The organism is Serratia sp. CMO1 (assembly GCF_015689115.1).
GTDB classification, from domain to species: Bacteria; Pseudomonadota; Gammaproteobacteria; order Enterobacterales; family Enterobacteriaceae; genus Serratia; species Serratia marcescens.
In genome coordinates this window covers 3933531-3954557 of record NZ_CP065032.1, presented here as the reverse complement: position 1 = coordinate 3954557, position 21027 = coordinate 3933531, and the positions used below count along the sequence as shown (strand labels likewise).

The 21027-nt window shown below is 60.8% G+C and carries 19 protein-coding genes; 11 read left to right on the top strand and 8 right to left on the bottom strand.

What is annotated here, in order from left to right:
• Positions 1-79: 79 nt before the first annotated feature.
• On the bottom strand, positions 80-997 hold the full coding sequence (locus tag IT763_RS18835; RefSeq protein ID WP_049300382.1) for a TIGR03571 family LLM class oxidoreductase: 918 nt from the start codon (positions 995-997) through the stop codon (positions 80-82).
• A gap of 669 nt (positions 998-1666) precedes the next feature.
• On the opposite strand from IT763_RS18835, the gene IT763_RS18830 reads away from it, so the two are divergent.
• Together IT763_RS18830 and IT763_RS18825 are read left to right on the top strand one after the other, a co-directional pair.
• Positions 1667-2932 carry an MFS transporter gene (locus IT763_RS18830; protein WP_170913155.1) on the top strand — a complete coding sequence of 422 codons (1266 nt, stop codon included), beginning with the start codon at positions 1667-1669 and terminating at the stop codon, positions 2930-2932.
• Positions 2933-2968: 36 nt separating this feature from the next.
• Entirely contained in the window at positions 2969-3778 is an 810-nt protein-coding gene (locus tag IT763_RS18825) for a MoaF C-terminal domain-containing protein (protein WP_016929945.1), read from the top strand.
• 1 nt (position 3779) lies between these two features.
• On the opposite strand, the gene lldD is transcribed toward IT763_RS18825, so the two are convergent.
• From lldD to IT763_RS18810, 3 genes are all read right to left on the bottom strand, one after another.
• A complete protein-coding gene (gene lldD, locus IT763_RS18820) occupies positions 3780-4919 on the bottom strand; it encodes an FMN-dependent L-lactate dehydrogenase LldD (protein ID WP_033632193.1) in 1140 nt (379 codons plus the stop codon).
• A 42-nt stretch (positions 4920-4961) separates the two neighbouring features.
• Entirely contained in the window at positions 4962-6545 is a 1584-nt protein-coding gene (locus IT763_RS18815; RefSeq protein ID WP_049300384.1) for an L-lactate permease, read from the bottom strand.
• Between the two features lie 323 nt (positions 6546-6868).
• Positions 6869-7789, bottom strand: coding sequence for a LysR family transcriptional regulator (locus tag IT763_RS18810; protein ID WP_016929942.1), 921 nt, complete (start codon positions 7787-7789; stop codon positions 6869-6871).
• 178 nt (positions 7790-7967) lie between these two features.
• Here IT763_RS18810 and IT763_RS18805 point away from each other — a divergent pair, with 178 nt between their 5' ends.
• The gene (locus IT763_RS18805) at positions 7968-9620 is read left to right on the top strand and encodes a multidrug ABC transporter permease/ATP-binding protein (protein WP_028127677.1); all 1653 of its coding nucleotides are present in this window, start codon (positions 7968-7970) and stop codon (positions 9618-9620) included.
• A 387-nt stretch (positions 9621-10007) separates the two neighbouring features.
• A complete protein-coding gene (locus tag IT763_RS18800; protein WP_049232362.1) occupies positions 10008-10121 on the top strand; it encodes a YmiA family putative membrane protein in 114 nt (37 codons plus the stop codon).
• Positions 10122-10304: 183 nt separating this feature from the next.
• Here the strand turns inward: IT763_RS18800 and IT763_RS18795 are convergent, their stop codons facing one another.
• On the bottom strand, positions 10305-11525 hold the full coding sequence (locus IT763_RS18795) for an MFS transporter (RefSeq protein WP_028127676.1): 1221 nt from the start codon (positions 11523-11525) through the stop codon (positions 10305-10307).
• Positions 11526-12027: 502 nt separating this feature from the next.
• Between IT763_RS18795 and agaR the strand changes: the two genes are divergently transcribed.
• The 6 genes from agaR to agaF are packed head-to-tail and all read left to right on the top strand — an operon-like array spanning position 12028 to position 16708.
• On the top strand, positions 12028-12801 hold the full coding sequence (gene agaR, locus IT763_RS18790; protein WP_004931804.1) for a transcriptional repressor AgaR: 774 nt from the start codon (positions 12028-12030) through the stop codon (positions 12799-12801).
• 23 nt (positions 12802-12824) lie between these two features.
• The gene (locus IT763_RS18785) at positions 12825-14108 is read left to right on the top strand and encodes a D-tagatose-bisphosphate aldolase, class II, non-catalytic subunit (RefSeq protein ID WP_016929938.1); all 1284 of its coding nucleotides are present in this window, start codon (positions 12825-12827) and stop codon (positions 14106-14108) included.
• Position 14109: 1 nt separating this feature from the next.
• Positions 14110-14586, top strand: a complete 477-nt coding sequence (agaV, locus tag IT763_RS18780) for a PTS N-acetylgalactosamine transporter subunit IIB (RefSeq protein WP_004931808.1) — start codon at positions 14110-14112, stop codon at positions 14584-14586.
• Positions 14587-14600: 14 nt separating this feature from the next.
• The gene (gene agaW / locus IT763_RS18775; protein WP_016929937.1) at positions 14601-15380 is read left to right on the top strand and encodes a PTS N-acetylgalactosamine transporter subunit IIC; all 780 of its coding nucleotides are present in this window, start codon (positions 14601-14603) and stop codon (positions 15378-15380) included.
• On the top strand, positions 15370-16263 hold the full coding sequence (locus tag IT763_RS18770; RefSeq protein ID WP_016929936.1) for a PTS system mannose/fructose/sorbose family transporter subunit IID: 894 nt from the start codon (positions 15370-15372) through the stop codon (positions 16261-16263). The genes agaW and IT763_RS18770 overlap by 11 nt, the downstream gene beginning before the upstream one ends.
• Positions 16264-16273: 10 nt before the next feature.
• On the top strand, positions 16274-16708 hold the full coding sequence (gene agaF / locus IT763_RS18765) for a PTS galactosamine/N-acetylgalactosamine transporter subunit IIA (protein WP_016929935.1): 435 nt from the start codon (positions 16274-16276) through the stop codon (positions 16706-16708).
• Between the two features lie 36 nt (positions 16709-16744).
• Here agaF and IT763_RS18760 read toward each other — a convergent pair whose 3' ends face one another.
• Positions 16745-18472, bottom strand: coding sequence for an ABC transporter ATP-binding protein/permease (locus IT763_RS18760; protein ID WP_028127675.1), 1728 nt, complete (start codon positions 18470-18472; stop codon positions 16745-16747).
• Between the two features lie 205 nt (positions 18473-18677).
• Here IT763_RS18760 and IT763_RS18755 point away from each other — a divergent pair, with 205 nt between their 5' ends.
• Positions 18678-19385: a hypothetical protein gene (locus tag IT763_RS18755; protein ID WP_033639498.1), complete on the top strand. Its 708-nt coding sequence runs from the start codon at positions 18678-18680 to the stop codon at positions 19383-19385.
• A gap of 28 nt (positions 19386-19413) precedes the next feature.
• On the opposite strand, the gene IT763_RS18750 is transcribed toward IT763_RS18755, so the two are convergent.
• Both IT763_RS18750 and IT763_RS18745 read right to left on the bottom strand, forming a co-directional pair.
• Positions 19414-20061, bottom strand: a complete 648-nt coding sequence (locus tag IT763_RS18750) for a DsbA family protein (RefSeq protein ID WP_048324783.1) — start codon at positions 20059-20061, stop codon at positions 19414-19416.
• 68 nt (positions 20062-20129) lie between these two features.
• Positions 20130-21014: an MBL fold metallo-hydrolase gene (locus IT763_RS18745; RefSeq protein WP_016929931.1), complete on the bottom strand. Its 885-nt coding sequence runs from the start codon at positions 21012-21014 to the stop codon at positions 20130-20132.
• Between the last annotated feature and the right edge of the window lie 13 nt (positions 21015-21027).

The window sequence follows — 21027 nt, the reverse complement described above, 5'->3', positions numbered from 1 at the left end:
CCAGCAGCGGCGGAAATAAAAAAGCCCCGGTAACGGGGCAAAGACCAGCTCAGGTCGGAATAGCGGGCTAAAGCGGGCGTCAGGCGCGATGGAATTCCGGCAACACCAGTTGACCGATCTCCTGCATCGTCTCTTCCAGCGGCCGCTGGTTACGGCGGAAATGCAGGCCGATGTGGTTGACCCCGGCGTCACGCATGGCGCTCAGTTCCTGAATCAATCCATTACGGCCGCTCTTGATGCCGAAGCGATGGCGCTGAATCGGCGCGTTGGCGTTATCGGTGAGGTCGAGATGAATAAAGCTGACGTAGGGCTTGTCACCGGCTACGTTACGCCAGAGTTTGACTCGCGAAACGTGGTCCGCAGGCGTGCCGGGATACGACAGCCAGCCATCCATATTTTTGCCCACCCACTCGGGCGTTTGCTGCGCCAACCCGGCGACCAGCAGCGGCGGCGGCGGCGTGGCCGGCAGCAGGCGCAATCCAGGCTGGAGCGCGCTGTCGGCTTCCCCTTTGAGAATGCCGACGCTGGTGCGGAAGTTTTCACCGCGCGCGGCGTAATCGGCGCCGAACAGCGGGTACTCCACGGGGCGATCGCCGCTGGCGACGCCGAGCAGCAGACGATCGCCGCTCAGCGTTTGCAGCGTGGAAGCCGCTTTGCGCACCAGCCACGGCTGGCGCAGCGGCAGCACCACGGCCGCGGTGCCCAGCAGAATATTGCGCGTCAGGCTGGACAGGTAGCCGAGGTAGGTAAAGGTCTCAAACACCTGCGCGGCGTCGCCGAAGTCCGGATCGTACAGCGGCACGTCGCGAACCCAGGCGGCGCGAAAGCCGAGCTCATCGGCCAGCTTGATGCGCGCAGCATGTTCGCTCATGTCCGGCACGCCGAACGGTCGCCCGTCCTGCTGGCGTTTCAGCTGCCCGCTGGTGGACCAATCGTTGTCCAGCGGCAACTCGATGCCGATGGAAAGCGGCTCCCGGGTTAGTCTTTCGATGCTCATGTGTCACTCCGTCTCAGGCCTTGCGGCGCGGTGTCGAACGATGGCCCGAAGTGTTGCATGGCGCTAAATTGAGATAAACAGCCCTAATCGCAATAGATAATTGCTGTTGCGAGCATAATTGCTTTGCAGGATACGGCATGATTGCCGTGATTTACGTCACGCTCTGCGCTTTTGCTATTGTCCAGATGAAATTATGTAACCCTGCCAATAGCCTTTCCCTCATGAGAGTTAGTTTGTTGTGCGGCAATAAAATAAAACGAAATGATTCAATAGATAAAAGTAAAACTGAATATTCCCCAGCGTTCATTCAATACGGATAAAAAATTAATAAACCTGAAGAGTGATCGTTGAGATTATTCGAAAATGGCGTGGAAATAGGCATTTTTAACCGAAGAAAAATACCCGTTATTATTTTATTGTCTGTAAAAACAGAGGGGTAAAATATCTTTTTGTGATAATGCGATTTTGAAATAGTACCGAATAAAAACTTCATTCGTCTCTAAGAAAGCGCCGGTTGACAGACCGCCGGCTTACGATAATTTTATGTCATTAACATGTTAATGAGTTGTTGTCTTGACGGAGGGCCAATATCTCTCTTGGCCGTGCGCTTAACACACTTATGCCATGGCGGCTTGCCATTCATAAGTTAACTTATGGACACATGACGCTATGAATACATCGCCAGAGCCTCGCAGCGCATTAAGTGAAGAGAACCGGTTGCTGATTATTTTATTTTTCGTTTTCGGCTGTGTGTTCGTCGATCGTCTGACCATCTCGTTTCTGTTTCCGATGATTGCCGCCGACCTCAAGCTCAGCAACGTGCATCTCGGCACCCTGTCGGCGGTGCTGGCGTTAACCTGGGCGCTGTCTGGCGCCGGGCTGGGGGCGATAGCCGATCGTTTTAATATCCGTAAACCGATGCTGATCTTGTCGATCCTGGTGTTTTCGCTGTTCTCCGCGCTGTCGGGGTTGGTCAGCGGCTTTGCCATGCTATTGATCTTCCGAGCGTTGATGGGGATCGCCGAAGGGCCGGTATTGCCGATCGCACAGTCGTTGATGGTGGAAAAATCGCAGCCGCAGCGCCGCGGTTTCAACATGGGATTGATCCAGGGCGCGGCGCCGGGGCTGCTGGGCGGCATTATCGCGCCGCCGCTGATCATCTATCTGGCGCAGAAGTGGGGCTGGAGCATGGCGTTTCACCTGACCGCCGTGCCGGGCATCATTCTGGCGTGGCTGATCTATCGCTATGTGAACGGCAAGAAGGATCCCGCTTTCAGCGCCCCGCCGGCGGTCGACAAGGCGGCGAACAAAGGTGCTTACGGCGAGCTGTTCAAAATCAAGAACGTGGCGCTGTGCATTCTGATCTCCTGCGTGTTCGTCACCTGGTTCATGATCATCATTACCTTCACCCCCAACTTTTTGGTGACCGACCGCGGCTTCGGCGAAGGCACGATGGGCGGCATCATGAGCGCCATCGGCGCCGCCTGGGTCTTCTGGGGCGTGGCGGTGCCGGCGATTTCCGATCGCTTCGGCCGCAAGCCGACGCTGATCTTCTTTTCGCTGCTGGCGGTGTGCTGCCCGCTGTTCCTGAGCTACGTCGATAACCCGTGGCTGCTGGGCGTGCTGGTGTTCCTGTCTTATACCGGCCTTGGCTGTTTCACGCTGTTTATGGCCACCATCCCGTCTGAAACGGTATCGCCGGCTCGCATCGCTACCGCGTTGGGGCTGGTGATGGGGATTGGCGAGGTGATTGGCGGCTGCCTGGCGCCGTTTATCGCCGGGCTGATCGCCGATCGCTACGGGCTGGTCAGCGTGATGTGGCTGGCGGCCGCCGGCGCCGTGTGCGCCGGCGTACTGAGTTGTTTTCTCGATGAAACCGCCCCTGCCGTGGTGAACCGCCGAGCGGTGAAACCGGCGGGCGTCGCCGACGTCTGAGGCGGTTTTCATCCCATTCAATCAAGGAGAGCGAAGATGTCAGCAGAACCATCCGTACTGAATCAAAATGCCGAACCGGACTGGAAGAATTACGACGATTTCGCGCGCGGCATCGATACCAACCGGCTGCCGGGCACTCAGGACTGGCGTGGCAAAACGTTGCAGATCGCCTTTGAAGGCGGCGGGGAAATCACGCTGCGTTTCAGCGCCGATCGGCAGCGGGTGCTGTGGGCCTGGGGCGGGGAGAGCGGCGAGGACGCTTACGAAGAGGTGCAAACCTCCGCCGCGCGCTATTTCTTCAATATTCCGCTGCAGACGCCGGGCAACGAATGCCTGACGCTGGTGCTCAACCGCGACAGCGGCCGGGCGCTGCTGGTGCGCAGCACGTTGCTGCCCGAGCAAACGGTGGAAAAGGGATCTCGCCTCAAGCAAAGCTTCCACGTTGGGCAGATTGCCGGCGTCACGCCGGGCGGCGTCGCGCCGCATCTGACCCGCGAGCTGATCGGTTATCGCACGCTGAATGTCTACAGCCCCAACCACTATTACGAACACTTCTACGTCAACACCGAGCGCTACGCCTGGCAAAACCTGCGCGGCGAACAATTCGGCCACGGCGACATGGACTACGCCACTTACTACAAGTTTGAGGACGAGATGTTCCTGTTCACCTTCCGGGAAAAGATTATCCCGGTGTGCTCGGTGTTCTTCTTCGACTTTGTCTCCGGGCGCTGCACCGGCACCTTCCTCGGGTTGGACGCCGCCGGCCGGGTGTTGGTGTCACCGGCCGGGGCGTTCATCAGCAAGATGAGCTACAACGCCTACCCGGAAGGGGTACAGCCGCTTTGATTCAGGCGTTTCTGACCAGCGATCCGGCGTTGATCTCCGCAATGGTTTTCGCGCCGGTGAGCGTCATGGCGACGCGCATCTCTTTGTCGATCAGATCCAGCAAGTTAGCCACCCCGGCTTCGCCGGCCGCCGCCAGCGCATAGACGAAGGCGCGCCCCAGCAGCACGCTGTCGGCGCCCAGCGCGATCATGCGCACCACGTCCAGGCCGCTGCGGATGCCGGAGTCGGCCAGCAGGGTGATGTCGCCTTTCACCGCGTCGGCGATCGCCGGCATGGCGCGCGCGGTCGACAGCACGCCGTCCAGTTGGCGGCCGCCGTGGTTGGAGACGATGATGCCGTCGGCGCCGAAGCGCACCGCGTCTTTGGCGTCTTCCGGATCCAGAATGCCTTTGATGATCATCGGGCCGTCCCAGAACTCGCGGATCCACTCCAGATCTTTCCAGGAAATCGACGGATCGAAGTTGGCGCCCAGCCAGCCGATGTAATCTTCCAGGCTGGTCGGTTTACCGCGGTAGGCCGAGACGTTGCCCAGGTCGTGCGGCTTGCCGAACAGGCCGACATCCCAGGCCCACTGCGGATGGGTAAACGCCTGCAGCACGCGGCGCAGGGCGGCGTTGGGGCCGCTCATCCCCGAGTGGGCGTCGCGGTAACGGGCGCCGGGCACCGGCATGTCGACGGTAAACACCAGCGTTTTCACGCCGGCGGCTTTGGCGCGCTCCAGCGCGTTGCGCATAAAGCCGCGATCTTTCAGCACGTAGAGCTGGAACCACATCGGCCGATCGATCGCCGGCGCCACCTCTTCGATCGGGCAGACCGACACGGTGGACAGCGTGAACGGGATGCCTTTTTTGGCCGCGGCGCGCGCGGCCTGCACTTCGCCGCGGCGGGCGTACATGCCGGTCAGCCCCACCGGCCCCAGCGCCACCGGCATCGCCAGCTGCTCGCCGAACAACGTAGTCTCCAGGCTGAGTTCGGACATATTGCGCAGCACGCGCTGGCGCAAGGCAATATCGGCCAGATCTGCGGTATTGCGCTTCAGCGTATGCTCCGCGTAGGCCCCGCCGTCGATATAGTGAAACAGAAACGGCGGCAGTTTGGCCTGGGCGGCGGCCCGGTAGTCGGTTGACGCGGAGATGATCATAGTGTTTACCTTCTTGTCTTGCTTGCGATAACGAGTGTTCGGTCAGAGCGTGAGGATCGTTGCCATACCGGCCGCAATCCCGCCGTACGCCAGCATCGGCAGTACGGTCTTTCTGATGATTTTGCCTTCGGCGTTGCCGATCCCGAGGATCGAACAGACCGCGATAATGTTGTTCAGGCACACCATGTTGCCCATGGCGCCGCCGACGGACTGCAAGGCCAGCGTCAGGTTGACATCAAGACCGCTGCTCTGGGCGATCGACTGCTGAATGCCGCCGAACGTCAGGTTCGAAACGGTATTGGAGCCGGAGAAGAACGAGCCCAGCGCGCCGAGGAACGACGAGAACAGCAGCCAGCTGTCGCCGGTCAGCGCCGCCAGCGCTTTACCGATCAGGATCACCGGCGCGTTGTCGCCGCCCTGCATCATCAGGTTAACCATCACCAGCGCGCCGAACAGGGCGATAAAGGGCCGCGCGATGCGCCCGCCGGTTTCGCTGAACATTTGCCGCACCTGGCCGCCATTCAGACGGAACAGCGGAATACACAGCAGCACCACCAACAGGAACGGGATCAGCGCCGGGACATACAGCGTTTTGTAGCCGGCGGCGGCGGCGGTGCCCAGCACCTGCTGCAGTTCGACGATCAGCGCCCGGCTGATGCGCAGCTCCCCGAGCCAGCCGAGGTTTTCCTGCCACAGCAGCGCGGTGTTGTTGAGCAGCGCCTTGAGGCCCAACTGGTGGACGCGCGTCACTATCAGAATAGCAATCAGCAGCAGGGTCGGGGTCATGGCCTTGACCACCTGCATGAACGGCACCGCCTGCGCGGCGCTCTGCGGTTTGTCGCCGCGGGCGAGGCCGATGCCACCGCGCGCCAGCAGCACCGACAGTGCCAGGCCGATCGCGCCGCCGACCAGCGCCGGGAACTCATAGTTCACCTGGGCCAACAGCAGATAGGGCAGGGTGCAGCTCAGCACGCTGAGCAGGATAAACGGCAGGTTGCGGCGGATATCCTGCCAGGAAACGATAAAGCGCAGCGCCAGCAGAGGAATGACGAAGCCGGCGACAACGTGGATCAGCGCGGTTTGCCGGCCGATATCCAGCAGGCTGGCGTCCGACAGGCCGAGGTTGGCAAAGCCGAACCAGGTGGGGGTGCCTACGGCGCCGAAGGAGACCGGCACCGAGTTCATCACCAGCGTCAGCAGGGCGACGCGCAGCGGGTTGAAGCCCAGCCCGACCAGAATCGGCGCGGCGATGGCGGCCGGTGTGCCGAAGCCGCTGGCGCCCTCGATCATAAAGGCGAACGCCCAGCCGATAATCATCAGTTGGGCCACGGGATTGGGGCTGATGGTTTCCAGCCAGCGGCGCACCACGTTTTCCGCGCCGCTTACCTGCATCAGTTTGTTGAGCAGGATGGCGCCGGCAATGATGGTGATCGGCGTCAGCGTCGACACCAGCGCGGTGATGATATTGGCATGCAGCAGCCGCAGCGAGGCATCGAACCACAGGAGCTGTACGGCATACACCACGGCGGCCGTCAGCGGCAGGGCGAGGTAAGAGGGCACGCCATTCCTTTTAGTCATCATCCAAATCAGCAGGATGATGGGCGCAATACTGAAAAGCAGGGGCATAAGATCCTCAGGGTTATTATTTTTATGGGCAGAGAGATGTAGCTGAAAGGTTAATTACCGCAACATTTTCATTCTAATCACAACGTTGGCGATGATGCCATGCGGTAATTTTTTAACATCGGCGAACGGCGTCGGGACAGGGAAAAACGCCGGTAGAAGGGGTTAAATTAATTGATTTAAAATCAGCATGATAGGGAGTGTTGATGTGCGATAAGTGCGCGAGCTCACATTAATTAGGCAGTAATGTTCAATAGATTATGTCCAAAAATGCCGTAATCCCCGCGGTCTTTTGCGGTAGCGGGGAAATAATCCGAGAGGAAAACTCAAAAATAATGGCTGATATTTTGGTAGGAACCGATGATATGTTCGATCAGCAGACGGGTTTTTAACGGCAGATTGCGGGTGTAAGGATAAACGGCGTAAATGCCCAGCACTTTGCCGCAGTGGCCGGCCAGGATCTCCGTCAGTTTACCGTCCTGCAAATCTTCATACACCATGCAGCGCGGCACCATGGCGATGCCGTGGCCGCCGATCACCGCTTTGCGGATCGCCCGCGCATTGTTGGCCGACAGGTTGCCGTTAACCTGCAGCTCGTAGATGTCGTTGCGCCCCGGCCGCTTCATCAGCCAGTTGGCGGTGCCGCTCTCTTGGTAGGTGTAGGTCAGGCAGTTGTGGCTCAGCAGATCGTCGGCGCTGCGCGGTTCCGGGTGGCTTTCCAGGTAGCCCGGCGAGCAGACGATCACCCAGCGGGAATCGAAGATCGGCCGGGCAATCAGGCTGGAGTCCGGCATGGTCCCGGTACGGATCGCCAGATCGATGCCTTCTTCCACCAGATCGACGAAGCGGTTTTCCAGCCGCATTTCGACCTTCAGGCTGGGATGCAGGGCGCAAAATTCCGCCACGCTTTCGCTCAGCAGCAGCTCGCCCGAAATGGTCGGCACCGACATGCGGATGGTGCCGGTCAACTCTTCGCTCTTTTCGCTGACGGCGTACAGCGCCTCCTGCACTTTGGCGCCGATCTCTTTGGCCTGTTGGTAGAGCGCCTGGCCGCTTTCGGTCAGCGTCAGGCTGCGGGTGGTGCGGTACAACAGGCGGGCGCCCAGCGATTTTTCCAACCGCCCGATGCGTTTGCTGACCACCGAGCTGGTGATGCCGGCGCTCTCCGCGGCTTTGCTGAACGAGCCGCAGTCGACAATCAGGGCAAACAGAATCAGGTCGTTGGCGTATTCGTGAGTCGCGAGCATAATCGGCTGTTCCCTTCAGCGGCAAGTGGCGCCAGTGTAAGTCTCTCGTTTCAATAAGCAATCATCAAAATGCCCTTGGCGTCGAAATCAGAGGCTGCGCGAGCAATGAGAATTCGTCTTGATCTCATTCTCGCGCCGCTTACAATGCCTGCCAGATCGCGACTTCAGAGGTTTTTTCATGGAACTGCTACGGGTGGTTTATCACCAGTATCGTTGGCCATTTCTGGCGGTTATGGCATTGACCATGACCAGCGCCGGCTTGGGCATCGGTATCATTGCGTTTATCAATCAATACCTGATGGACGCCGGCGGCGATGCATTGGCTGTGCTGCCGATGTTTCTCGCCCTGCTGGCATTGCTGATGGCGGTCACGCTGGGATCGCAATTGGCGCTGACGACATTGGGCCATTACTTCGTCTACCGCCTGCGCGGGCAGTTAGTGAAACGCATCCTGGATACCGATATTGAACGCCTTGAACAGTTAGGCAGCGCCTCATTGTTGGCCAGCCTCTCCAGCGATGTCCGCAATATCACCGTCGCCTTCGTGCGCTTGCCCGAACTGGTGCAAGGGGTGATTTTAACCCTGGGGTCGGCGGCCTATCTGGGGTGGCTATCGCCGAAAATGCTGGCGGTGACGGCGGTGTGGGTCGCCGTCACCGTGGTGGGCAGCGGCTGCCTGGTCTCGCGGGTTTATCGCCATATGGCCAGTTTGCGCGAGTCGGAAGAGCGCCTCTATCATCATTACGAATCGGTGATTGACGGTCGCAAGGAACTGACGTTAAACCGCAAGCGAGCGCAGGCGCTGTACGAACAGACCTATCAACCCGATGCGCAAGCTTACCGCCACCATATCATTCGCGCCGATACCTTCCATTTGAGTGCGCTCAACTGGTCAAATATCATGATGTTGGGGGCGATCGGACTGGTGTTCTTTATGGCTAACAGCCTGGGATGGGCGGACTCGGCGGTGGCCGCCACGTATTCCCTGACGCTGCTGTTCTTGCGCACGCCATTACTGCAGGCGGTCGGGGCGTTTCCGACGCTGGTCAGCGCCGAAGTCGCCTTCAACAAGCTGAAGACGCTGCGCCTGGCCGAGTACCAACCGGCGTTTCCTGCCGCCGCAGGCCGTTCCTGGCAGACGCTGGAGCTGCGCGACGTGGTTTTTCACTATGCCGATACGGCGCAACAGCCCGGTTTTGCCGTCGGGCCGCTTAATCTGACGCTGCGGCGTGGCGAGCTGGTCTTTTTGATCGGCGGCAACGGCAGCGGCAAGTCAACGCTGGCGATGCTGTTGACCGGGTTGTACCGGCCGGTGAGCGGGCACATCGTTCTGGATGGCGTCGCACAGACCGCGGCGGATATGCCGGGCTATCGTCGGCTGTTTTCGGCGATTTTCACCGATTTTCATCAGTTCGATCGTTTGCAAGGGCCGGAAGGCGGCGAGCCCGATGCGGAACTGGTCGCCGGCTGGCTCGAGCGGTTGAATATGAAAAGCAAACTGCAGTTCGACGGCGCCAGGGTGACCAACCCGCAACTGTCGCAGGGGCAGCGCAAGCGTCTGGCTTTGCTACTGGCCGTGGCGGAACAGCGCGATATCTTGCTGTTGGATGAATGGGCCGCGGATCAGGATCCGCAATTCCGGCGCATTTTCTATCGCGAGCTGTTGCCAGAACTGCGCGCGCTGGGCAAAACGGTGTTTGCCATCAGCCATGACGATCACTATTTCGAACACGCCGATCGGCTGCTTGAGATGCGCTCGGGTCATTTACGTGAGCTGACCGGCAGCGAGCGTGAACACGCCAGCCGGGATTCCGTCAGCAGAATCGGTTAACTCACACCGGCCCGAGCGAGACTAAAGCGGGCCGGTGCTTCTCTCCGCATGATCCCAGTACGTCGCTTCATTTTATCCCCCGCCTTCAGCGCTGTCTGTTGCCGATTTGGCTTATGGCCAGTCAAGTAATTGATAGTTGAATTATTTACCAGTGGTTTAATTTTGACCTTTAAAGATATGGCACACTGCACGTTCGTTCGCCTATCAATTCAAGTTATCGCCTGCCGATAACAGTGATATCCACGGTGCCGTTCTTACTGAGGCGGTGATGCAGGTCTATGGCTAGCAGCTGTTTTTTAAATTTCCATAGGAAAAAACGACTTTATCGATCGTTAAAACAGATCGATAATTGTGGTTTGAATGGTTTAATCTATTGGTTGGGGCGCTGTGGTGAGCAAGGATGGATCTGATATCAAACGTAGAGCATGGCTGTGTGTGTTTATCGGTAGCGGGCTGTTCTGGCTGTTAACCGCCGCCGTGATTTATTGGTTACTGAGTTAGCAGGTTAAGCAGGAAGGCGATTCGTGAACAAAAAGCAGGCTAAAAACCGTGAGGGCGCTGAGCGTCGCGCACAGTCCAAAATTCCGCCGTCATGGGTGCTGAGCGATGAGCAGCGCGCCTTTATTGAAGATTTATGGCAGGACACCGACTCTGAGCCGGCGCGGCCCCCATTGCGCCGCAGCGTTAGCTGATCACGCGGCTGCGGCCGGCCAGCGCGCCGAACAGCATTTGCAAGACGGTCAGGCCCAGCAGGGCGATCAACGGCAAGCGCCAGCCTTCCGTCAGATCGTGCAGCAGGCCGAATAGGGTGGGCCCCAGCGCCGCCAACAGATAACCGACGGATTGCGCCATACCCGACAGCAGCGTCGCCTGATGATGATGCTGACTGCGCAATCCAAAGAACGACAGCGCCAGCACCAGCGAACTCCCCGCCCCCAACCCGGCAAACGTCAGCCACACCAGTGAACTGGCGGGTTGCACCAATAATCCCCCGACGCCGATGAAGATCAGCAGCGAGCTGCCCAACGCTATCGCCCGCTGATCGCGCGCCCGCGGCAAAATCACCACCATGACAAAGTTGGCGACGATCGCCACCACCTGGTAAACGAACAGTTCGAAACCCGCCTGCTGAGCGGAGGTGCCGTGGCTGGCGGCAAAAGCGCTGAACCAGCCGATGATGGTGTAGAAGGCGATCGATTGCAGCCCCATGAACATCGCCACTTGCCAGCCCAGCGCGCTGCCCCAGGGAGAGCGATAGCGTTGCGGCTCCGTCGGCTGCGGCTCTCTAGTGGCGGGAGTGGCGGAGCGCCGCAGTTGCGGCAACCACACCAGCAGCGCCAACAGCGCAGGCAAGCCCCAGCATAACAAGGAGAACCGCCAGCCAAGGTCGGCCAGCGAAGCCAGCGGCACGGCCAGACCGGAAGCGATGGCGGCAACCAGCGACATCACCGCCGCATAGGCGGCGATCATCGCGGCGGCGCGATGTGGGAAATCTCTTTTCACCAGCGTCGGTAGCACTACGTTGGCGAAGGCGATGGCGGCGCCGATCAGGATGCTGCCCGGCCATAGCATGGCGTCTTGCGGCAGGGAGCGCAGGGCGATGCCGCAGATCAGCAGCGCGAGGGCGAGGCCCAGGGTGCGCTCAATACCGATGCGTTTCGCCAGCGCCGGGGTCAACGGCGAGAGGATGGCGAACAGGATCAGCGGCAGCGAATTGATCAGGCCGGCGGCGGTGGCGGACAACGCCAGCTGTTGCTGGATTTGCTCCAGCAGCGGGCCGACGCTGGTCAGGGCGGCGCGCAAATTGGCCGCGATCAGCATAATGCCGACGATAAGCAGAATAGGGCGGTGTAACCGGCGACGCGGGGTCGCGGTGGACGCTGGGGGTGAAGCGGGTTGCGGCATGGGTTCCTCGCACCAAGGCATGCAGTCAATCAGTGCTGCATGGCGTGATGCGTTGATTGACGTTAACGCTTACGTACCGAAAATCGACGGTATCCGATCGCCAGTGTAGGGAAGATGGCTCGTGCTGACAAGGGTACGGCCCGGCGGGATGGCGGCGGTTAATCCCCGCCGGCCGCCGGATAATTGCCATTATGTGATCTTGGTCACTGAGTGAACTAAAAGTCATGGCGCGGAGCGCACCATGCGCCGCTTTCGCTTTCCGTGCAGCCCACGCCTCAGCGCTCCGGGGGTATCGCCCGTCATGGCATTTCACTTTTTCCCCCTTCCGCTTTTGTGCTTTTCGATCCGTTTCGATTCGAAAGGTTTTTTGGCGGTTTTTTTGCTAAAACGGGGCTGTAATCCCGATCACAATTTCATTGCTTTCGCTTTGCTGTAATGCGAGCGCAGTAGAGCGAAAGCCATCTTCTCCCCGGCGATGCCGGAAATCTGAGGACCGCAGCTCATGCCAGTGAATACCGCAAAGCGACGTGAACACATTATCGATCTGTTATGCGAGCACGGCAGCGTGCGCGTGGAACAGCTCAGCAAACAGTTTGCGGTATCCACGGTGACGATCCGCAACGATCTGCGCTTTCTGGAACGAAAAGGGTGTGCGCTGCGCGCTTACGGCGGCGCGATGCTCAATCAGCAATTCGCTTTCGATCGGCCGCTGCGGGACAAAGGGCGGTTGAATCGCGACGTCAAAACGCTGATCGCCAACGCGGCGGCCGGCTATGTGCGCGACGGCGATGCGCTGATCCTCGATTCCGGTTCAACCACCGCGCAGATCGTGCCGTTCCTGAAGGGGCGGCGCGATCTGGTGGTGATGACCAATGCGCTGAACATTGCCTACGAGCTTTCGGGAAACGACGGGGTGGAAGTCATGGTGCTGGGGGGCAGCGTGCGCCGCAACTCTTACTCGCTCTACGGTCCGGCTGCCGAGCAGCAATTGCGTCAGTACCGCTTCGACAAGCTGTTTTTGGGCGTCGACGGGTTCGATCTGAGCGCCGGCATCACCACGCCTCACCCCGGTGAAGCGCACCTCAATCGCGTGATGTGCGAGGTGGCGCGCGAGATTATCGCGGTGGCGGATGCCAGCAAATTTGGTCGCAAGAGCTTTTGCATGATTCGCGAAGCCGGACAAATCCATCGGCTGATCACCGACAGCCGTCTTCCGGACGATTACGAGCGGGCGTTAACCGAGCTGGGCGTGGAGGTCATCATCGCCGATCGGTAGCAGGGCGCCTGCATGGGGGCTTCATGCAGCAGTTGTTACAGCTTGTCGAGCAGCACAAGGCCGGTATGCCGGTCGGGATCTTTTCCGTCTGTTCCGCTCATCCCTGGGTTCTGAAGGCCGCGCTGCGGCAGGCCAAAGCCCGCGGCACGCCGGTGTTGGTGGAGGCGACGTCCAACCAGGTCAATCAATTCGGCGGCTATACCGGCCAAACGGCGGCCCAGTTCCGTGATGGGTTGTGGCGTCTGGCGGATGAAGTAGGCCTGGCGCGCGAGCGCGTGTGGCTGGGTGGCGATCATCTGGGGCCAAACGCCTGGCAAGATCGCCCGGCTCAGGAAGCGATGGCGCTGGCGGAAATCTTGATAGACGATTACGTTCGCGCCGGATTTCGCAAAATTCACCTCGATTGTTCCATGTCGTGCGCCGATGATCCCTCGCCCCTGGGGGATGCCACGGTTGCCGAGCGGGCGGCGCGTTTGTGCGCGGTGGCGGAACGCGCCTGGGCGCAGAGCGGCGGCGAAGCGCCGGTCTATGTGATCGGCACCGAGGTGCCGGTGCCGGGCGGCGCGCAGGAGGCGCTGGCGGGTCTGCAGGTCACCACGCCGCAGGCGGTGGCGCAAACGCTGGAAACGCATCGTATCGCCTGGCAAAAAGCCGAGCTGAACGATGCCTGGCAGCGAACTATCGCGCTAGTGGTGCAGCCGGGCGTCGAGTTCGATCACCATAGCGTTGAGCATTACCAACCGCAGCGCGCCGACGCATTGAGCCATTTCATCGAACGGCAGCCGGGCATGATCTATGAAGCGCACTCTACGGATTACCAACCGCCGCAGGCCTACCGTCAACTGGTGCGCGATCACTTCGCCATCCTGAAGGTGGGGCCGGCGCTGACCTTCGCGCTGCGCGAAGCGCTGTTCGCCCTCGATCGCATCGAACGCGAATGGTTGGGGGAACGCCAGTCGGCGCAGCTGTGCGCCACGCTGGAGCAGGTGATGCGCGAGCAGCCGCAGCAGTGGAGCCGCTATTACCACGGCACGCCGCACCAACAGTATCTCGATCGCCACTACAGCCTGAGCGATAGGGTGCGTTACTACTGGCCGCAGCCGCAGGTGCAGCAGGCGGTCGACGGTTTGCTGGACAACCTGCGCCGCAGCCCGGCGCCGCTGGCGCTGCTCAGCCAGTACCTGCCGGATCAGGCGCGGGCGCTGAACGCCGGCGAATTGAGCGCCGATCCGCAGGAGTGGGTGCTGCATAAAGTGACGCAGGTGCTCGACGATTACCACGCCGCCTGTTACCCGGAGGGCCGCTGACATGCCGAACATTTTAATGACTCGCATCGACAATCGTCTGGTGCACGGCCAGGTGGGCGTGACCTGGACCAATACCCTCGGCGCCAACCTGGTGGTGGTGGCCAACGACGAGGCCGCCGCCGATCCGGTGCAGCAGAACCTGATGGACATGGTGGTGGCGGAAGGGGTGCAGACCCGTTATTTCACGCTGCAGAAAACCATCGACGTGATTCACAAGGCGGCGGATCGGCAGAAGATCTTCCTGGTGTGCAAAACGCCGCAGGATGTGTTGACGCTGGTGCGCGGCGGGGTGCCGATCCGTTTCGTCAACGTCGGCAACATGCACTTCGCCGAGGGGAAGCGGCAGGTGCACAAAACGGTGTCGCTGGACGACGGCGACGTGGCCGCGTTCCGCGCGCTGGCGGAACTGGGCGTGGAGTGCGAAGTGCGCCGGGTGCCGGATGAAGCGGGCGAGGCGATCGGCAAACTGCTCTTTTGAGCCAGGGGGGAAGCATGTTGACGGATGCGCTATTGATTGCGTTGTTGGCCGGATTGGCCGGGGTTGACCTGTTCGACGGTCTGACCCATTTCCACCGGCCGGTGGTGATGGGGCCGCTGGTGGGGCTGATTTTGGGCGACGTCTACACCGGGTTGCTGGTGGGCGGCACGTTGGAGCTGGTGTGGATGGGCATGGTGCCGCTGGCGGGCGCCCAACCGCCGAACGTGGTGATCGGCGGAGTGATCGGCACCGCGTTCGCCATTCTGACCAAGGCCGACCCTAAAGTGGCGATCGGCGTGGCGGTGCCGTTCTCGATTGCGGTGCAGGGCTGCATCACGCTGCTGTTTACGCTGTACTCACCGATGATGCACCGCTGCGATCGCATGGTGAAAGCGCTGAACTGGCGCGGCATCGAACGGGTGAATTACCTGGGCATCAGCATTCTGTTCATCTTCTATTTCGTGGTGGCGTTCCTGCCGATTTACTTCGGCGCCGATGCGGCCAGCGCCATGGTGCAGAAGGCGCCGGGCTGGCTGCTGGACGGGCTGGCGGTGGCGGGCGGCATGATGCCGGCGATCGGCTTCTCGCTGCTGATGAAAGTGATGATGAAAAAAACCTACGTGGCCTATTTTATCCTCGGTTTCATCTCGGTCACGTTCCTCAAGCTGCCGATCCTGGCGGTGGCGCTGGGCGCCCTGGCGATCGCCCTGATCGATTTCTTCAACACGCAACGCGGCACGGCAGAGGCGACCGCCCGGCCCGCTCCGCAGGAGGACGCCGAAGATGGCATTTAACGATTCCGACGATCTGCTGGCGCAAAAGGCCGAGCAGCGCATGGCGCAGGCGCTGGCCACCAGCCAGGTGGAGCAGGACGATTATCTGGACAGCCAGCCCGCCGAAGCGCTGACGCGCGGCGACATCAACCGCATGGCCTGGCGTTCGCTGCTGTTGCAGGCGTCGTTCAACTACGAGCGCATGCAGGCGGGCGGCTGGCTGTATCAGTTGATCCCCGGGCTGCGCAAGATCCACCGCAACCCGCAGGATCTGGCCAACTCGATGAAGATGCACATGGAATTTATCAACGTGCACCCGTTCGACGTCACCTTCCTGTCCGGTTTGGTGCTGGCGATGGAGCAGAACAAGGAGAAGATCTCCACCATTCGCGCGGTGAAAGTGGCGCTGATGGGGCCGCTCGGCGGCATCGGCGACGCGCTGTTTTGGCTGACGCTGTTGCCGATCTGCGCCGGCATAGGCGCTTCGCTGGCATTGGAGGGCAGCCTGTTCGGGCCGATCGTCTTCCTGCTGCTGTTCAACCTATTCCACTTCGGCCTGCGTTTTGGGCTGGCGCACTACGGTTATCAGGCCGGCACCAGCGCGCTGGCGCTGCTGAAGACCCACACCCGGCGCATTTCTCACGCCGCGTCGATCGTCGGCATGACGGTGATCGGCGCGCTGGTGGCCTCGTATGTGCACCTGTCCACGCCGCTGGTGATGCACGCCGGCAAGGCCAGCGTGGCGCTGCAGACCGACGTGCTGGACAAGCTGATGCCCAACTTGTTGCCGCTGTGCTTCACGCTGCTCATTTTCTTCCTGATGAAGCGCGGTTTCTCGCCGGTGAAGCTGATTGGCGTCACCGTAGCGATCGGCGTGGCGGGCAAATTTATCGGTATTTTGTGAGGAGCGGGCTATGCCAGGCATTGTGATTACCGGCCACGGCGGCTTTGCCACCGGGCTGTTGCAGGCGGTGGAACAAGTGGTGGGGCCGCAGCGGCACTGTGCGGCGGTCGATTTCCCCGAACAGATGAGCACCGCGCAGCTCAACGACGCCCTACGCTCGGCGCTGGCGGCGGTGGCGCAGCCGGACGGTGTGGTGTTCCTGACCGATATGCTCGGCGGTTCGCCGTTTCGCAGCGCCTGCGAACTGGCGGATGCGCAGGGCGATTGCGAAGTGCTCACCGGCGTCAACATGCAGTTGGCGGCGGAAATGATGCTGGAGCGCGATGGGCTGAATCTGGATGAATTTCGCGAGATGGCTTTGGCGTGCGGTAAACGCGGCCTGACCAGCCTGTGGCATGAACGCCGCCGGGTGAAGTGCGAAGATGCGCAGGCCGATGGCATCTGAACGAAAACCGGGCGCGCCCGCGCCCGGCTTCGTGAGTTATGCCGGCAACGGGCTCAGCGCCAGGCGCGCCGGTTGGTCTTCGCCGCGGCTGAAGCGCCAGCAGGTCTGATGGTACTTCGCCACGCTGTTGCGGTGCGCTACGCTGATCAGCGTCATGTCCGGCAGTTCATCCACCAGCAGGCAGTACATCAGTTGCTCGGTTTCGTCGTCCAGCGCGCTGGTGGCCTCATCGAGGAACAGGATGCTCGGGCGAATCAACAGGGCGCGGGCGAACGCCAGCCGCTGTTGCTCACCCGGCGACAGGCGATGGCTCCAGTTGGCGGAGGTATCCAGCCAGCGCTGCAGGTGTTTCAGACGGCAGTTTTCCAGCACCCGCATCAGCTGTTCGTCGCTGTATTCTGACGCCAGGCTCGGGTAGCTCAGCGCCTCGCGCAGCGTGCCGATCGGAATGTAGCTGCGCTGGGGCAGGAACAGCGTGTTGGCGTTGGCCGCCACCCCGATGGCGCCCGCGCCGTAAGGCCAGATACCGGCGATGGCCCGCAGCAGCGTCGACTTGCCGCAGCCGGAAGGGCCGACGATCAGCAGGCGATCGCCGCGTTGCAGCGTCATCTCTGCGCCGGCCAGCAGCGGTTGGCCGTCGGGCAAGTTCAGGCTGAGGTTATCCAGCGTCAACGGATGGGCGGTCTCTTCCCGCAGCTGAATGCCGCGCGGCTGATGGTGAACCTGATCGACGGCGGCGTTGAAGCCGGCCAAACGGTTAACGCAGGCTTTCCAGGTCGCCAAGTCGTTAAACGCGTCGATAAACCACGACAGCGCACCCTGCACCTGGCCGAAGGCCGAGGCGATCTGCATCAGGCCGCCCATCTGAATGGCGCCGGAGAAGTAGCGCGGCGCCGCCACCAGCAGGGGAAACACGATGGCGAACTGGCCGTAGAAGTTGGTGGCGATGTTCAGCCGCCGGGTGATGCGCATGATCGCCCACCAGTTGCTGCGAATGGTGTCGAAACGGTCACCCAACTGTTGCGCCTCGCGCGGTTCGCCGTGGTATAGCGCAATGGCGTCGTTGTTTTCGCGGATGCGGATCAGGCCGAAACGGAAGTTCGCCTCATACCGCTCCTGGTTAAAGCCCAGCATGACCAGCGGTTTGCCGACCCACCAGATCAGCAGCGATCCCAGCACCGCATACAGCAGCGCGAACCACACCATATAGCCGGGCAAGGTGATGGCGTGTTGACCGAGCGCGAAGGTCATCGGCCCGCTGACGTGCCATAAAATGTCGATAAAGGAAAACAGCGTCACCAGGCTGGAGAGCAGCCCGAGCGACAGTGACAGGGTATATTGAGTCAGTACGTTGAGATCTTCAGCGATACGCTGATCGGGGTTATCGACGATCTGCTGCTGCTCGGTATGGTAATACGCCTGGTGCGCCAGCCATTTTCCCATGAACTTTTCCGTCATCCAGCGCCGCCAGCGCATCTGCAGCCCCTGAGTCAGGTAGATCTTGTAGACCGCCAGCACGATGAAGATCAGCGCCAGATAGGTGAAGCGCCACAGCTGCGCCTTGAACACCGGGTAGTTTTTGTTCTGCAACGCATCGTAGAACACCTGGTTCCACTGGTTGATCTGCACGCTGATATAGACCAGACCAAGCGACAGGACGACGATGGCTGTTAGCATCATCCAGGCGCGCCATCGCTCCTCAGACACCCAAAAGGGTTTGATCAACTGCCACACGGCGTGTTTCTGCAAGGGGGTTGCGTTCATAACGGCTCGATAATTGCGGTGTTTTGTTCAGCATGGGCTGCGGGCCGGTAACAAACAAACCGCGACTGTAAGCAGTTTTGACTCCGCTAACCGTTTGAAATAAGGCGGCTGAATCGTCAGCGGCGCGCTGGCGGGCGCAATTGCGGCATACACTCCGGCGCAGGGCGGTTATACTGGCGCCGAATTTTTGCAGAAAGGATAAACGATGAAGGCTTGGTTTCCCCTGTTGCTGACCTGCGGCGTCTTCGCCAGCGCCCGGGCCTGGGCGCACATTGACGAGCCGGACATCGCCGCCGACTGTCAAAAGGTGGCGAGCTACGCCGAACTGGGAAAAAAGGCCTATCAGCGGCAGGATTACGCCAAAGCCGCCGACATCTTTCGCGATCAGGCGGCCTGGAGCGAGTTTTGCGGCCTGAGCGAGCAGGCTGTCGCCACGGCTTACAACAACGTGGCGCTGTCGCTGATGCACGCCGGGGAATTGCTCAAGGCGCAGGCCTATCTGGCGCTGGCGCCGCACGACGACAAATCGCAGCACAACATGAGCCTGTTGCGCCAACGCCTGGCGCAGCAGCCGCAGCCCAAGGGGCCGGGCGGCGTGTATTGGCAATACGCCGGGCGCGGCGTGTGGAGCGAAGTGGCGGTGAAGCCGCAGGGCGAGCGCTGGTTGATCGCGTTTTCCGGCTACGCCATGCCGCAGATGGGGCTGTATTACGGGCCGAACATGGGCGACTTCACCGCCGAGCTGCCGATCGAACACGGCAAGGCTGTCTACCACCAGCATGAAGCGGAAAGCGCGCAGGTCTGCGACGTGACGATGGCGTTTGGCGAACAAGCGCTGGAGATGCATACGCGGGGGGATTGCGGGTTCGGTCACAACGTGCGGGCGGAAGGGCGGTTCGTGCGGGTCGAATGACTCGCCCCGGCGATCGGGGCGAGAAGGGTTACGCCAGCGCGGCGGCGCCCAGCAGGTTCTTCCAGGCTTCCACATTGCCCAGATAGTTCCCGGCCGGCAGCAGATGCAGGTGGCCTTCGCTGTCCTGCAGCGCAAAGGTCGGGAAGCCCTGGCCTTGCACTTTGGCGAGCAGCGCCCGGCTTTCCGCGATGTGTTGCGCGGTCGGTGCGCCGCTGTTGAAGCGCATTTCGGCGATAAACGCCGCCGAAGGCAACCCCAGCTCTTTCGCCAACGCTTCCAGCACCGGCGTGTCGGCGATGCGCCGGCCTTCCTTATAGTGCGCCTGCTGAATGCGATGCAACATGTCCAGCCCGCGTCCAGACAGCTTTTCCGCCGCCAGGATAGCGGTGATCGGCGGTTCGGAATCCATCACCGCCGTGGTGTCGCGCAGTAGGCCGTTGAAATAGGCTTCGCCGAACGGCTGGCCCGTCATTTCGGCGATGCGTTTGTCGTGCGGAATCACATAGTTGCGCCACTCGTCGGTGATCTGGCGGCGATTGTTGCCGGTCATCATGCCGCCGGCGTGCGGCACGATCTTCAGCCCGGGGAGGCTCTGAGCCGCTTTCACCAGCGGCGCGGCGCCATAGCACCAGCCACACAGCGGATCGAAAATGTAATGTAACGTGGTTTCGGTCATCTTTACTCCTCGCTTGGCGCGCGGCAACTCGCCGCGGCGCCGGGGCTGGTTCAATCACGCAGGGGCGCTTATTGCGGCCACTTCATCTCGCCTTTCAGCACTTTTGCGCTCAGTTCCAGGCTCGATTCGTCTTTCAGCGTCGGGTAGTGCTTTTTCATCGCTTCAATCAGCGCGGCGGAGTCCTTGGCCTTCGGCAGTTCGGCTTCCAGCGTGGTCAGGTATTTCTGGGTAAAGTGCACCGATGCCAGCGTTTGCGCGGCGCCTGGCAGGAAGTGGCCCGGCACGACGACCTGCGGCTTCAGCGCTTCGATGTTTTTCAGCGTCTGCTGCCAGTGCTGGCGCGATTCCTCGGTCTGGTTGTCGGCGATCCACGGATGGATATTGTCACCGGCGACCGCGACGCCGCCCACGACCGCTTTCAGCGCCGGGATCCAGACGAAGGTGCGATCGGGGGTCGGGCCGTTCAGGCCTTTCACTTCCACTTTCTGGCCGTCGATGGTGAAGCTGTCGCCCTGCAGCGGCTGTGGCACGATCACGGTTTTCGGCGCGTTGTCTTTCAGGATCGGGCCCCAATAGGCGACTTTGCCGTCTTTGGTGGCGTTGATGTCCTTGATGGTGCCTGGCGAAGCGATGATTTTCGCCTCCGGGAAGGCCGCCTTAATCACGTCCAGACCGAAATAGAAATCCGGGTCTGAGTGGCTGATATAAACGGTGGTCAGCTTCTTGCCGGTCGCCTTGATCTTTTTCACCAGCTCTTCGGCATCGTTACGCTGGAACTGAGCGTCAATCAGCGCCACTTCGTGTTGGCCGCTGACGATTTCGGAAGACACCGGGAACACGCTTTTCTCGCCCGGGTTATACACTTCCATGGTCAGGGTATCGGCAGCGGTGGCGTAAGTGCTCAGTGTGGCGACGCCGGTGAAGGCCAGAGTTAACAGTGATTTCTTAAACATGGGCAGAGGTCCT

Excerpts from the sequence above, each read along its gene's own strand:
- agaR (WP_004931804.1), top strand. The coding sequence starts at position 12,028 with ATGCCAGTGAATACCGCAAAGCGACGTGAACACATTATCGATCTGTTA.
- IT763_RS18760 (WP_028127675.1), bottom strand. The coding sequence starts at position 18,472 with ATGAACGCAACCCCCTTGCAGAAACACGCCGTGTGGCAGTTGATCAAA.
- IT763_RS18795 (WP_028127676.1), bottom strand. The coding sequence starts at position 11,525 with ATGCCGCAACCCGCTTCACCCCCAGCGTCCACCGCGACCCCGCGTCGC.
- IT763_RS18770 (WP_016929936.1), top strand. The coding sequence starts at position 15,370 with ATGGCATTTAACGATTCCGACGATCTGCTGGCGCAAAAGGCCGAGCAG.
- agaF (WP_016929935.1), top strand. The coding sequence starts at position 16,274 with ATGCCAGGCATTGTGATTACCGGCCACGGCGGCTTTGCCACCGGGCTG.
- IT763_RS18825 (WP_016929945.1), top strand. The coding sequence starts at position 2,969 with ATGTCAGCAGAACCATCCGTACTGAATCAAAATGCCGAACCGGACTGG.
- IT763_RS18755 (WP_033639498.1), top strand. The coding sequence starts at position 18,678 with ATGAAGGCTTGGTTTCCCCTGTTGCTGACCTGCGGCGTCTTCGCCAGC.
- agaW (WP_016929937.1), top strand. The coding sequence starts at position 14,601 with ATGTTGACGGATGCGCTATTGATTGCGTTGTTGGCCGGATTGGCCGGG.
- IT763_RS18785 (WP_016929938.1), top strand. The coding sequence starts at position 12,825 with ATGCAGCAGTTGTTACAGCTTGTCGAGCAGCACAAGGCCGGTATGCCG.
- IT763_RS18805 (WP_028127677.1), top strand. The coding sequence starts at position 7,968 with ATGGAACTGCTACGGGTGGTTTATCACCAGTATCGTTGGCCATTTCTG.
- agaV (WP_004931808.1), top strand. The coding sequence starts at position 14,110 with ATGCCGAACATTTTAATGACTCGCATCGACAATCGTCTGGTGCACGGC.
- IT763_RS18835 (WP_049300382.1), bottom strand. The coding sequence starts at position 997 with ATGAGCATCGAAAGACTAACCCGGGAGCCGCTTTCCATCGGCATCGAG.
- lldD (WP_033632193.1), bottom strand. The coding sequence starts at position 4,919 with ATGATCATCTCCGCGTCAACCGACTACCGGGCCGCCGCCCAGGCCAAA.
- IT763_RS18810 (WP_016929942.1), bottom strand. The coding sequence starts at position 7,789 with ATGCTCGCGACTCACGAATACGCCAACGACCTGATTCTGTTTGCCCTG.
- IT763_RS18745 (WP_016929931.1), bottom strand. The coding sequence starts at position 21,014 with ATGTTTAAGAAATCACTGTTAACTCTGGCCTTCACCGGCGTCGCCACA.
- IT763_RS18815 (WP_049300384.1), bottom strand. The coding sequence starts at position 6,545 with ATGCCCCTGCTTTTCAGTATTGCGCCCATCATCCTGCTGATTTGGATG.
- IT763_RS18830 (WP_170913155.1), top strand. The coding sequence starts at position 1,667 with ATGAATACATCGCCAGAGCCTCGCAGCGCATTAAGTGAAGAGAACCGG.
- IT763_RS18750 (WP_048324783.1), bottom strand. The coding sequence starts at position 20,061 with ATGACCGAAACCACGTTACATTACATTTTCGATCCGCTGTGTGGCTGG.